Source organism: Bacteroides timonensis (assembly GCF_000513195.1).
Classification (GTDB): domain Bacteria; phylum Bacteroidota; class Bacteroidia; order Bacteroidales; family Bacteroidaceae; genus Bacteroides; species Bacteroides timonensis.
Window position 1 is genome coordinate 1 of sequence record NZ_CBVI010000128.1, and the last position, 12,549, is coordinate 12,549.

Annotated in this window: 8 protein-coding genes; 3 read left to right on the forward strand and 5 right to left on the reverse strand. The window is 45.4% G+C overall.

Annotation, left to right across the window (positions count from 1 at the left end):
* Positions 1 to 19: 19 nt before the first annotated feature.
* Positions 20 to 2,107: a type IA DNA topoisomerase gene (locus tag BN161_RS22975; protein WP_044270609.1), complete on the reverse strand. Its 2,088-nt coding sequence runs from the start codon at positions 2,105 to 2,107 to the stop codon at positions 20 to 22.
* 26 nt (positions 2,108 to 2,133) lie between these two features.
* The gene (locus BN161_RS22980) at positions 2,134 to 3,438 is read right to left on the reverse strand and encodes a DUF4099 domain-containing protein (protein WP_044270611.1); all 1,305 of its coding nucleotides are present in this window, start codon (positions 3,436 to 3,438) and stop codon (positions 2,134 to 2,136) included.
* A gap of 247 nt (positions 3,439 to 3,685) precedes the next feature.
* Between BN161_RS22980 and BN161_RS22985 the strand changes: the two genes are divergently transcribed.
* From BN161_RS22985 to BN161_RS22995, 3 genes are all read left to right on the forward strand, one after another.
* Positions 3,686 to 4,393 (forward strand): DUF6088 family protein, encoded by a 708-nt coding sequence (locus BN161_RS22985; protein WP_044270613.1) that lies wholly within the window; start codon positions 3,686 to 3,688, stop codon positions 4,391 to 4,393.
* A gap of 123 nt (positions 4,394 to 4,516) precedes the next feature.
* Positions 4,517 to 7,525 (forward strand): HsdM family class I SAM-dependent methyltransferase, encoded by a 3,009-nt coding sequence (locus tag BN161_RS22990; RefSeq protein WP_209441924.1) that lies wholly within the window; start codon positions 4,517 to 4,519, stop codon positions 7,523 to 7,525.
* A 5-nt stretch (positions 7,526 to 7,530) separates the two neighbouring features.
* Positions 7,531 to 8,208, forward strand: coding sequence for a hypothetical protein (locus BN161_RS22995; RefSeq protein ID WP_044270623.1), 678 nt, complete (start codon positions 7,531 to 7,533; stop codon positions 8,206 to 8,208).
* A 95-nt stretch (positions 8,209 to 8,303) separates the two neighbouring features.
* Here BN161_RS22995 and mobC read toward each other — a convergent pair whose 3' ends face one another.
* Genes mobC through mobA form a run of 3 tightly spaced genes read right to left on the reverse strand, consistent with a single transcriptional unit; the run spans position 8,304 to position 12,011 of the window.
* Entirely contained in the window at positions 8,304 to 10,313 is a 2,010-nt protein-coding gene (gene mobC / locus BN161_RS23000; protein ID WP_044270615.1) for a conjugal transfer protein MobC, read from the reverse strand.
* A gap of 19 nt (positions 10,314 to 10,332) precedes the next feature.
* Positions 10,333 to 11,604, reverse strand: coding sequence for a conjugal transfer protein MobB (gene mobB / locus BN161_RS23005; RefSeq protein ID WP_044270617.1), 1,272 nt, complete (start codon positions 11,602 to 11,604; stop codon positions 10,333 to 10,335).
* The gene (mobA, locus tag BN161_RS23010; protein ID WP_044270620.1) at positions 11,589 to 12,011 is read right to left on the reverse strand and encodes a conjugal transfer protein MobA; all 423 of its coding nucleotides are present in this window, start codon (positions 12,009 to 12,011) and stop codon (positions 11,589 to 11,591) included. The genes mobB and mobA overlap by 16 nt, the downstream gene beginning before the upstream one ends.
* Between the last annotated feature and the right edge of the window lie 538 nt (positions 12,012 to 12,549).

A 12,549-nucleotide genomic window follows, 5' to 3' on the forward strand; every position in this document is an offset into this window, starting at 1 on the left:
TTCCAGCGGCAAAGATAGGCTATTTCTTCGGTTTCGCTTTCTTTTCGGGGAATGAAAAACCGACATTGAACTGTTCGTCCAGCACAAGCGAAGCATCGAAAGCCTTGCCGTTCTTGCCCTTGAACCCCTTGATTAGCCCGGTCTTGCGTTTCGTCACCAGCTCGACAATCTGCTTGTCGGAAAGCTGCTTGTCGCACTTGTTGCGGAATATGGTAAGCGTGCAGTCCACGTTAGAACACTTCGCCACTTTCGGGTAGAACAGGATGCGCCCGCTGCCGCATTTGGGGCAGGGACAGGTTTCACCAGTAGCGACAGATAGCTGCACCGATAGCAGTTCTGCGGTAATTTGCGTTGCGTACACCTCGATGCCCTTTCGGAACGTGTCGGCATCCATGCTTCCCGCTTCTATCTTGGAAAGGGCGGTTTCCCACATGCCCGTCATTTCGACATCGGCAATCTTCTTGTCCCTGACAATCCTGTAAACGGCAAGCCCCTTGTCGGTAGGCACAAGGTTCTTTTTCTCACGCACGATGTACTGGCGGGCGAACAGTGTTTCGATAATCGCCGCACGGGTGGCGGGCGTGCCTATCCCGGCATCTTTCAGGCTGGCTTTCAGTTCGGCATCCTCCAGTTCCTTTCCGGCGTTCTCCATTGCCGCAAGCAGGCTGCTTTCCGTGTGCAGCGGTTTCGGCTTGGTCTGCTTCTCCAACAGTTCCACGTTGGAAATCGGCAGGCTTTCGCCCTCTTGAAGCGGCGGCAGGCTGGCGGTTTCTTCATCCCCGCCCGTTTCCTGTTCGCCGAACACGGCACGCCAGCCTGCTACTTTCATCACAGACCCTTTTACCGTGAAGTCGGTATCTCCAGCCGACAATATGGCGGTGGTAACGTCTTTCACGCACTTGCCCGAAAAGGCTTCCAGCATACGCCCGGCTACCAGCTCGTAAACCGCCCGCTCGTCTTTGGAGAGTTCGCCGGGCAGGTTCTCGGTAACGATTAAGGCGTGGTGGTCGGTCACTTTGCCGTCATTCACGCTGCGGCGGTTCAGGGCAGCCCCGTCCAGCCCGGCGGCATACCCGGCAAAGCGTGGGTATTGCCCTAACAGGGCGACACGCTCCGGCATTTCATCGAAAACGTCCTCCGATATATAGCGGCTTCCGGTTCTCGGGTAGGACATCACTTTCTTTTCATACAGGCTTTGCGCTATGGAAAGCGTCTTGTCAGCCGAAAAGTTCAGCTTCGTGTTCGCTTCCTTTTGCAGCGTGGTAAGGTCGTACAAAAGCGGCGGTTCTTGGCTGGCTTCTTTCCTCTCGACGGATTTAACGGAGAGTTGCCCGGCATCCTTTACCCGTTGCAGGGCGGCTATGGCTTCGGGCTGTTGCTCCCACTTGGCGGTAGATTGGACGGTGAAACTTATTCCTCCGCTGGCGGTCGCCGCTTTGAGTTGCCAAAACTTGGCGGGTACGAAATTCTTGTTCTCCAAATAGCGGCTGCATATCATTACTAAGGTGGGTGTCTGTACCCTGCCCAGCGAGAACACGCCCTGCCCGGCGGCTACGCTCAACGCTTGGGTGGCGTTTATCCCTACCAGCCAGTCCGCTTCGCTGCGGGACTTGGCAGAGAGGTAGAGGTTATCGTAACGCTCTCCCGGCTGCAAGTTATCCAGCCCCTCACGGATTGCCTTGTCGGTAAGGCTGCTTATCCACAGGCGCACAAAGGGCTTGGTACAGCCCAAATAGTTATAGATGTAGCGGTGTATCAATTCGCCCTCACGCCCGGCATCGGTGGCGACAATAATCTTGTCGCATTGGTCGAACAATTCCTTTATCACTTTCAACTGTTTCAGCACGCCGGGGTCTGCCTTGTAGCCTTTCTCCGCTTTCACCTGACGGGGGATTAGCTGGAAATCGGGCGGCAGTATGGGCAGGCTCTCCCTGCGGAAGTTCGCCACGCCGTAGGCTTCCGGCATGGCAAGCTGGATTAAGTGGCCGAACGCCCATGTCACCATATACCCGTTGCCGGAAAGATAACCGTCATTACGCCGGGTTGCCCCGATGATGCGGGCGATGTCCTTTGCCACGCTGGGCTTTTCTGCTATCAATGCAATCATAATTCTTTACTTTTTAAGGGTGGATATTACATTTTCATTCCTCTGGACTTCTTGGGCTTGTCCGCTTTCAGGCTCTTGTCCTGCTTCTCTTTCTGCTTGGCGGTGGGCTTGTCCTGACCCTGTTTCAGCGGCTCTTTGCCCTGCTTGGTGGCTTCGTTGGTCTTGCCCTCGGAATTGACCGCTACCTGCGTCCGGCTCTCGGCAGCGGGGGTAACATCTTTCGGCTGCACCTTGTCGGGGGATTTGCCCTGTGCGCCGGGCTGAACATGACCGTTGAACTCAACGCCCTTGCCGTCCTTTAACCCGGCGACCTGCTGCTCTGCGGGCTGCTGCCCCTGCTGCAAGAACTGGACGGCAGACCTCGGCAGGAACTCCAAGCCACGCTCCACTGCGCTGACCTGCAAATAGGCACTGCGCCGTGTGCCGTCCCTGAATTGCAGGTTTTCCATTTTCACCGCTTGCCCGCCTTCAAAGGCGGCTTTCTGTTCCGGGCTGACTTTCACGCCGCAAATGGTGTCGGGGCATTTCCACTTGTCAGCCCGCATATACTCCAGTTCGTGCGTGTATCTGTCCCGGCTGACGAACACGGGGATTTGCTCACCGCTTTTCGGGTCTTTGATTCGGGCGATGCCGCCCAAGTTGCCAGTGCCTTGCAAGTTGCCCTGTTCCTGCTTGGTGAACCCGTGTTCATGGAACGGGCGTTGCAACAGTTTCTCGTCCTGCTGCACGCCGTGCAGCTTGGGTACTACCGTGCCGTCCTTTGCCTGATAGAAAGAGAGCTTGACATCGGTAGGTTTGAGGTAGAAGCCGCCCACCGTCCCCGAAACGGTGTAGGTGTTGCGGGACTTGTAGCCACGCATCACCCGGTCGAAGTCCTTCGTGTTTTTCAGTGTGTCGGCGGTGATGCCGACTTTTTTCAGGTTCTCCCAGTCGATTTTTGCCGGGTCGAAGCGGTAGCCCTGCTTGAACTCGTGGAAGTCGGGCTTCGGAACTAGAAGCATTTCAGCCCGCTTGTCGCCCTCCGGCGTGGGGTTGCGGTGGTTGTCCTCGATTGCCTTTGCGTCTTGCTCCGCTTGGGAAGCCTTGACGCTGAACAGTTCCAGCCCGGAAGTGTCCTGGAATTTGCGGAAGAAATTGGAAATGAAGTTGCTGAACACATCGCTGTTCTTGTCCACCTGCATGAACTCGCCGCCCTGTGTCGGCGGCACGGTCTGCAAATTGCCCTCCTTGTCGATACCCTTAACAGCACTCACCTTGCCCTGCTGTTTATCCAAGACCAGCAGCACGTCTTTTTCCTGCCCCTCTGCGGGCGGGGTCATTCTGTTTGCCATAAATAATTGAAATTTTAGCGGTTACGGGAATAGTCCCGCTCAAAGGTAGCGACTAAATATGCTATATTTGGATGGGCGGCAAGGGCTGTCCGCATTTGTCCTGCGCTGTCCCGATTTGTCCGTGGCAGATGAAAATATCCAACCAACAGTTGGAGAAATAAAAACATCTTCGGCAAAATATTTGTTATGTTTTTGTATGTAATTACATAATATACTATCTTTGCAGATAGAAACAAAGTACATAAATATGGCTTCATTCAGGAAAGAGATACTTGGGCAGATTGAACGGATAGATACCGGGCGTATATTCACGTTCCGGGATTTGTCGTTTGAAATGGAAAAGACCGCCAATGTTGCGGTGCTGCTCTCCGAACAGAGCCGCAAAGGGGTACTGGTACGGGTTGAAAAAGGGGCGTACTACCGCCCCAAGAAATCGGTCTTAGGATTGGGGAAGCTACCCGTCTATCAGGATGAACAGTTTCGTTATCTTACCGAAAAACTGAACGGCTATATCACGGGGGCTTACGTCTATAATAAAATGGGGCTGACCGAACAGGTCGCCACAACCATAACGATAGCCACTCCAAACCCGGTTCGCCGTTTCCGTTTCAAGAACTTGGATATAGAGTGCGTGAAAGCCTACTGCATGGACTATCCGGATGAAAGCCTTGTCCCGTACTTGCGGCTGCTCGATGCGATAAAGGACATGAAGCGCATACCCGGAACAACCGGACAGGACATCTACAACCGGGTCAAAAGCCAATATTTCAACGGGTACAGCCTGCCGGAACTGGAAAAAATCGTATCTTTGGCGAAAAGTTACCCGCCACGTGTCAGAAAGGTGGTGGCGGACATCCTGGGCGACATCAGACAAACCGTGTTGCAAACGGAAATGGCAAAGACACTTCTTCCCACGACACGGTTCAACATGAATTATCAAGTATATAAGACTTAAAATATTGCAAGGACAGAGCTTTTTTACAGGACAACTACTCTTTTATGAAAGAAATGTGCTATATTTGTAATGTTGTTTATTTTAGGATTGTTATATCCATTCAATAATAGTCAACGATTGATTATGCAAAATGATAATATATATAACCAATTAGGATATACATCCGAATTTCTGACAGCCAATTCGGAAATAGCTAACTTATACCCTGATTATGGTGATTTAGTGAAACTTGAAGCTGATAAATTCTACTTTTCGGGAAATCATCCAGCGGTCTTATTTGTAAATATAAAGTCGTTTAGTAACCCTGACGAATTAAGGCGTATTGCTGCTATTCAGCATAAAGCATGGAATTATCGAAAGGTTATTTTATTATTTGCATTATCTGAAACAGAAATAAGAATCTATAACTGCTATGAAAAGCCAACCTATATAAAGGAAAATGACGATATTAATTTAAAATTAAATCCAGCAGAATTATTACGTTATGATACGACATCTTCGGATGTTGACACCCTTAATATACTTGTGGAGATTTTTTCCCGTATAGGAGTAGATAACGGGTTACTATGGACAGAACAGCCGAAAATACGAAAAAAGATAGATTTACAAAACCGAATAGATGCTTATTTGGTAAAAAGTCTTATTGAAACAGCTAACGCATTAGAAAAAGATGGTTTAAACAAGAAAGTAATCCATAGTCTTTTAATGCGGTCACTCTTTATTTTATTTTTGGAAGATAAGGGAGCAGCCAACGAAGCTGGTTTATATACAAAAATCAAAAGCGACAGTTCTAGCTATTTCGATATACTTGACAGCAAAGAGGCAACATATAAGCTATTTGAAGAGGTACAGATTCATTTCAATGGAAATGTTACTCCCGTTTTACCTAATGAGAAAGAATTAGTAACCGACAATCACCTTAAACTTATTAAGAGATGTTTTATAGATGGAAATATATCAGATGATGAAACATTATTTAAGAATTGGAGATTGTTTAATTTTGAAATTATACAAATTGAATTATTAAGTGAAATTTACGAGAACTTCTTAGGGGAATTAAGACATCAGCGAGGTCAGTTTTACACACCATATAATTTGGTCGAACTTATCCTTTCAGATAAACTTCCTATTAGTAATAGTAACTACAATGTGAAAATCTTAGACCCTGCTTGCGGTTCGGGTATTTTCTTGGTTGAAAGTTACAAACGTCTTATAAAAAGATGGAAAAAAGCTAATAACACTAACAAAATCGGTTTTGAAAATTTAAAGAATTTACTAGTAGACAACATATATGGAATAGAAATAGATGAAACTGCTATTAAAGTAGCTGCATTTAGTTTATATTTAGCATTGATAGATGAATTAGACCCTAAAACCCTTTGGATTGAAACGAACTATCAATTGCCTTATCTGATTTTTGATTCTGAAGATACAAATATCAAAAATCAAGGGCGCAATTTATGGAGAAAAGACACAATTGGAGAAGTGGACACGCATCTTTTCCCAAAAGTTGATTTAATTATTGGGAATCCTCCTTTTGGGACTAAAAACTTACCGCAAATAATCAAAGAATACTGTTCCAAATATAAATTTTCAAATGAGTATGTACTTCCATTCATTCATAAATCGGTTGAATTTTGTCCAACAGGAGAGATTGCTTTAATTTTTAATTCAAAAGTATTGACAAACACGCAAAAAACATATCAAAATTTCAGAAAATGGTTATTCAATGCTAATTATGTTGAAAAAGTATATAATCTTTCTATATTCCGTAAAACACCAAAGCATTTCGGCGGACAATTATTTGCGTCCGCAGTAGGACCTGTAAGTATTGTCTATTTTCAACATATTGCTCCTGAAACCATTTCTGAGACAATAGAATATTGGGCTCCTAAAACTTACATAAAATCGAGTATTGTTGATGGAGTTGTCATTGACAATAGCGATATTAAAAAATTACCTAGGATTGAATGTCAGAATCCAAATTCTAAAATTTGGAAAGTTGCATTGTGGGGTAATTTCAATAATTTTAGGCTTTTGAAAAAACTTCAAAAAACTACTTTAAAAGACTATTTTGACAAAACTGATAATTGGATTTATGGAAGAGGATTAAATGCAGATAGTAACAATCCTGATTTTGTTCCCAAGCAAATGATAAAAACAGAATGTATTGAAAGATATTTCACAGACCCCGATACATCTACACAACCCAACACAAAATTTTACAGAAAAAACAATGAACAATTGTTTTCTCCTCCATTTGTAATATTCAAGGAGGGACAACACGATACAGAAATTGCATGTTCTCTTTTTGAGAAAAAAATATACTGCACCACTGGTGCTTTCGTTATAAATACAACAGATGAAAAGTTAGATGAAAAAAAATTTTTAGTTTCATATTTAAATTCGAATATTGCTAAATACATATTATTTCTAACTGCATCATCGTGGGGAATTGAACGAGAACGTGTTTTGCTAAATGAACTACTAGAGCTACCGTCTCCATTTTCCTCAATAGATTCTGATATATTAAAAAATATAGCAACAGCTTTTGATAAAATTGCTTCACTCAAGGAAAGTGTAATTTGTGATGATGCAAAAGTAAAAGAGCTAGAACAATATATATTCAATGAGTTTATCAAGCATTTCTCATTATCTGATAGAGAAGTTGCTCTAATAGAAGATACAATGTTGTTTGGCTTAGGACTATTTAGAGATGGACATAACTCTATTGGTTTTAGGCGAACTCAATTGTCCGAAAACATAATGTATGCAGAAACTTTATATAATGATATAAATTCATTTTTATTATCATCGAACACAAAGGTTTCAGCAACTATATATGATGTACAATTAAATGACCCGTTAAATTTAGTCATTCTACATTTCGGCAAAGAAGTAAAAGAAATTGAAATAAAAAACATTACCGAACTTAGGAAACAGCTACAAGAAATAGACAAATATACAGTCCAGAAAAAAACGCATAGCATATATGTACAAAAACATCTAAAATATTATGATAAAGATACGGTTTATCTAATCAAACCCAATCAAAAGAGATTTTGGACTAGAACTCAAGCTATGGAAGATGCCTCTTCATTGATAGCGGATATTATTAACATGGCTAAATAATGAATATGGCAGGGATTCTTAATAATGACATTATTAGCGATTTTGAAAATAGCTTCCGAACTAATTGTTTGATTTTAATTGGAGAAGCATATAAATGGCTAAAGGATACAAAAAATATAACCGTTGATTGGAACGAGGAAACAATTTCGGCTAATATTTTTACTCATATAGATGAGAATGAAAAAGCGATAGCGTGGAATATTAATGTTTCGGATGAGTGCCGACTATATCATAAAGCTATACTCAACAATAAAGAAAGTGCTAAGTCTGCATCTCGTATAGACCTAAAACTATCCACTAATTGGATTGACGCAACTAAACGAGTATGCTATTTTGTTGAAGCAAAAAACTTAATAGAGAATAATTGTACCAAACAGGGACGAAAATCAAAATTAAGCGCAAAAAAAATACAAGAAAGATACATATCCACAGGTATAGACCATTTTATTTCGGGAGAATATCCATCTAATGGTTGTATGCTTGGCTATATAATAGAGGGAACACCAACAAGAATAGTAGAGAATATAAATGAAATATTACTTCAGGCAACGAGAAGTGATGAAACCTTGAAAAAGAAAAAGTTGGATATTCCATATTTAGAAGAAGCCTATATATCAGTGCATCTAAATAATTATGTATTACATCATTATTTTTTACAATTTTCAAAATCTCAAAACAGTTAATAATTGTTCTTTCCGCAACCATTAGTTGCAGAAGGAACAATATACTAAAGTCCCCCAATTCTCCAGTTATCAGTTGGAAAATGGGGGTATATATGTTAGTTCTCATTCTTTATCAAATACCGTAACTCCGGGTCGTTCTTAATCCGGGTTATCTCGTCCTCGACAATCTGCCGGACTTCCTGACGGATGCGGTCATAGTTGGCTTGTATCTCCTCTTGCATCCGGTCGTTGCCGTCCTTGTCGGTGAAGTCGATTATCTGCGGCAACTTCACGTAACGGGCGGTTTCCCGTTTCACCTTTTCATTGTCCACCACGATTTCACAGTGGAAAATCTTCTGCTCTATCCGTTCATCGAAGTTGTCTGCTACCGCCCCCACGAACATACCTTGCGTGAGGTTGGATATTTTGCTGGCGGGTATCAGGCTGTCCATTTGGGTGCTTATCGAGGTGGACTTCTCCCGCTGGTTGATTGTCATGCTCTGCCGTTTCTGCAACACCTTACCGAAACGTTCCGATAGAATTTTTGCCGTTTCACCGACCACCTGACCGCTGAACACGTTACCCACGGTATTTTGTATCACACGGCTTTCTTTGTCCCCGTAATCACGGGTAAGCTGGCTGTAATCCTGAAAACCTAACAGAACCGCTACCTTGTTGCTTCGGGCAGTGGCAATCAAATTGTCAAGCCCCCGAAAATAAATCGTTGGCAGCTCGTCTATTATCACCGAACTTTTAAGCTGACCTTTCTTGTTTATCAGCTTCACGATACGGGAATTATATAATCCCAGTGCCGCCGAATAGATGTTTTGGCGGTCGGGATTGTTACCGACAACCAAGATTTTAGGCTCTTTCGGATTGTTGATGTCCAGCGAAAAATCATCGCCTGTCATTACCCAATAAAGAGCGGGTGAAATCATCCTTGAAAGCGGGATTTTCGCACTGGCAATCTGCCCCTGCAACTGCTCTTGAGCGTCTGATTCCCAAGCATCCACGAATGGAGAAAGATAGTTTTCCAGTTCGGGATAACTGCGCAAAATGGTGAACACATCGGCGTATTTCTTGTTCAACAGTTCAATGGCATGGGGGAACGTGCAATACTTACCGCCTTGATAGATACGGAGATACCAAATTATAGCTGCCAAAAGAATAATCGGGCTTTCCACGAAGAAGTCGCCCTGCTTGCTTATCCAGCTTCGATTGAGGTTAAGCATTATCGTGTAGCTCGCTTCATAGGCATCCGCAATGTCCGACATGAAGCTGGCGTTTATCGGGTTGCATCGGTGGCTCTTGCGTGGGTCGTCAAAATTGATAACGTAAAACTTAGGCTTTACCTTGTAACCGTCCAAGTGGTTAAGCAGATGATTGTAAGCGATTTCCGAAAGGTCGGGAAACTTATAATCATAGCAGTAAAGCGCAAAACCTTTCTCGATTTGCTGTTTTATGTAACTGTTTACCACCGCATACGACTTGCCGCTGCCCGGTGTTCCCAATACAAGGCTGGCACGGAACGGGTTCACGACATTTATCCAGCCATTATTCCATTTCTTCTTATAGTAGAACCGGGTAGGCAGATTTACAGAATACTCGTTCTCGATAAGCCTTGTTTCCTGCTGGAAACTTTCGTTTTCCGTATTAAAGACATCATCCATGAGGTTGTTTTTCAACAACCGGGACATCCATGTACCCGCCATGAGCATACAGATATAGCCCACCGACAACGTGGCGATATAAAACACGGCATCCGCCGTATGTGGCAGCGGAAGTTCAAGCAGCCACCAGTTCAGGAAAAACAACACGACACCCGCCACAAGGCTGCAATGTATCTTCGTCCACGTTATCTTTTCCTCTTTCACGCCCTTAGTGCCGATGCACGACAGGGCGAGGAACACCACCGCAAAAAGTTTTGTCCATAAGATAGACGAGAACAGCCCGGTGGTGCGCTGGAAGTTCCACAGTATCTTGTCTATCACCTCAAACGTCACTCCCCATTCTTTCAGGGTGGAGTAACAGAACCAGTACACGTTTATTCCCACGAATAGAATACTGACAGCCCGCATAAAGTCCATGACCCGTGCAAGCCCTCTCAAATCATCTTCCTGTTGCATGATTGTAATGTTTTTTAAGTTAGTCGATGCGCCTTGTGCGCTTCTTTTTCTTCTTCTTTCTCTTTTGGCGGGCGGTGTCTTGCGGCTCGTCACCGCCTGATGCACCGCCGCCCAGCAATCCACCGAAAGCACCCAGCACGGAAGCCACGCCCGAAACGATGTCGGATTTCGGCGTGAACTCCGGCTGTTCCTGATGCGTGGATTGGTCTTGCTGCGGTGCTGACACTTCGGGCTGGTGCATCTTTCCGGTTTCGCCCGAAAAGCGTTCGTTGAACACGTTCGCCGAATACTCCTTGCCCAAGCGTGAACCGTTCAGCACCACCCGGCTGTCGTGGTCGATGAACGTAACGCCATAGATGCGCCCGCTGTCGTTCTGACGGAATACCACGTCAATGCCCTGCTTCTTTAGCTGTTGTTCCAGTTCCTTGCGGCTGCGGGCGGTCTGCATGGCAGTGGCGACAATCTTCCGTGTGCGCTCTTTCAGCTTGCCGTTCTTGATTGCTTCGCCCGATTTCTCCATTCTGCGCTGCACCGCTTCATAGCCCACAGACTTGCCGATGCGGGAAGCCTTTACCGGGTTGCCCACCTTTTCGCCCTTGTCGTTCATGGCGGAATAGACAATGCCCTGATAGGGCTTGCCGTTTATCTCGCCCTTGACTTCCTCGGCGCACACGTTGTAAGCGGCAAGCAAAGCCTTGTACTCCCCGAACGACTGGAAGCGGTAGCTGTAACAAGCCGCTTTCACGGTATTGCCGATTTGGTGCTTCACGTCCCCGGCTGCATAGTCCACCTTTTTCAGTTCCGGACGTTCGGCACGTTCCTTTCGCTCTGCCGGGTGCAGCCCGTATTTCTTTTCCAGTTCACGGGTTATTTGCTTGCTGCGCCGATGCTCGAACTTGTCATTCAGCGGCTTGCCGTTCTCGTCCACCCGCAACCCCACGATGTGGATATGGTGGCGGTCGATGTCGGTATGCTTGTACACTAAATAAGGCTGGTCGCCATAGCCCAACTTCCGCATATACTCTTTGGCGATGTCGGAAAGCTGCTGGTCGGTCAGCACGTCTTCCGGGTGCGGGTTTATGGAAATATGAAGTATCGGCTTCTTAGTGGATAGCTGGACGGGCATCTGCATCTCAAAGCTGCGCATACACTCGCCGATAGAGAAATTCCCGTCCTCGCTTAACAGCATCCGGTTGGAGAAAAGCACCTTTGCTTCCTCGCTGTCCACCTTGTTTTGGTTGTAAGCCAGTGCGCCGAACATATTGCCGCCCGTGCTTATTTTGGCAACCATAGTTCCCTGCATTCATTGGTTAATGCAATAACTTGGCGGTTCAGTGCCGCCAGTTCGGTGGTCGCTTTCTCCAATTTATAGAGAAAAGCCAGTGCCTTTTTTTCGGAAAAATTGTTATGCAACGCCTTTACAATTTGGTTGTAATTGACCGCTACGGCTCTGAATTGTGCATAAAATTCGGTCAGCCGGACGCAATACTCGACCGCCGACTTGTCCACTTTCACCACCCGGAACGGCTCGCCGAACAATCGGGCGGCGATGAAGCGGGATTTGCTCGTAACGCCCGACTGCTCCCACTGCGAGAGGAAGCGGGCGTTCTCCCGGTCGTTCAGGTAAAGGACATGGCGATGCTTCGCCGGGTCTGCGAGGGCGGGGCGACCGCCCTTGTTGGTTCTTCTTGTTTCCATACTTCTTTGGATTAAAAAATTACGACTTCGGAGTGATTTTTACCCCCGCAAGGGGCAAGGCGTTTTCAGGCACGGAAAACGGTTTTGTAGCATACAAAACACACCTTGCTATTTTCTGACGAAAATCGAAATCCGTCACGGACGGATTGGGGTTAGCGTGAAGCGGTAAGCCCTGCGTTCACCAGCCCGGTTTTACACCTGCGCCCCCGGCGGTTCGTTACTCCGCTGCAAAGTAACGGTGATTTATAATGCTGTAAAATAGGTAGTTGGTGGACAAAACGGGACAGCGCAGGACAAATTGGGACAAGGTTTTCAGGGGACGTTTTTTCTCCCTTTTTTTGCATCGGATTTCAAGATTGAAAGCAAGATTGAAAGAAATATTCCAATCAGGAAAGAATGATTGAAAGCATGATTTCAAGAAAACGTGATTGCAGGATTTCAATATTTCAAGAAAGAATGAAAGCAGGAAAGCAAGATTGAAATAAAACAGTCTTTCAATATTTCAAGATTGCAACATGGAAAGAATGAATGATTGAAT

Coding starts and splice junctions, on each gene's coding strand:
- BN161_RS22975 (WP_044270609.1), bottom strand. CDS start 2,107: ATGATTGCATTGATAGCAGAAAAGCCCAGCGTGGCAAAGGACATCGCC.
- BN161_RS22980 (WP_044270611.1), bottom strand. CDS start 3,438: ATGGCAAACAGAATGACCCCGCCCGCAGAGGGGCAGGAAAAAGACGTG.
- BN161_RS22985 (WP_044270613.1), top strand. CDS start 3,686: ATGGCTTCATTCAGGAAAGAGATACTTGGGCAGATTGAACGGATAGAT.
- BN161_RS22990 (WP_209441924.1), top strand. CDS start 4,517: ATGCAAAATGATAATATATATAACCAATTAGGATATACATCCGAATTT.
- BN161_RS22995 (WP_044270623.1), top strand. CDS start 7,531: ATGGCAGGGATTCTTAATAATGACATTATTAGCGATTTTGAAAATAGC.
- mobC (WP_044270615.1), bottom strand. CDS start 10,313: ATGCAACAGGAAGATGATTTGAGAGGGCTTGCACGGGTCATGGACTTT.
- mobB (WP_044270617.1), bottom strand. CDS start 11,604: ATGGTTGCCAAAATAAGCACGGGCGGCAATATGTTCGGCGCACTGGCT.
- mobA (WP_044270620.1), bottom strand. CDS start 12,011: ATGGAAACAAGAAGAACCAACAAGGGCGGTCGCCCCGCCCTCGCAGAC.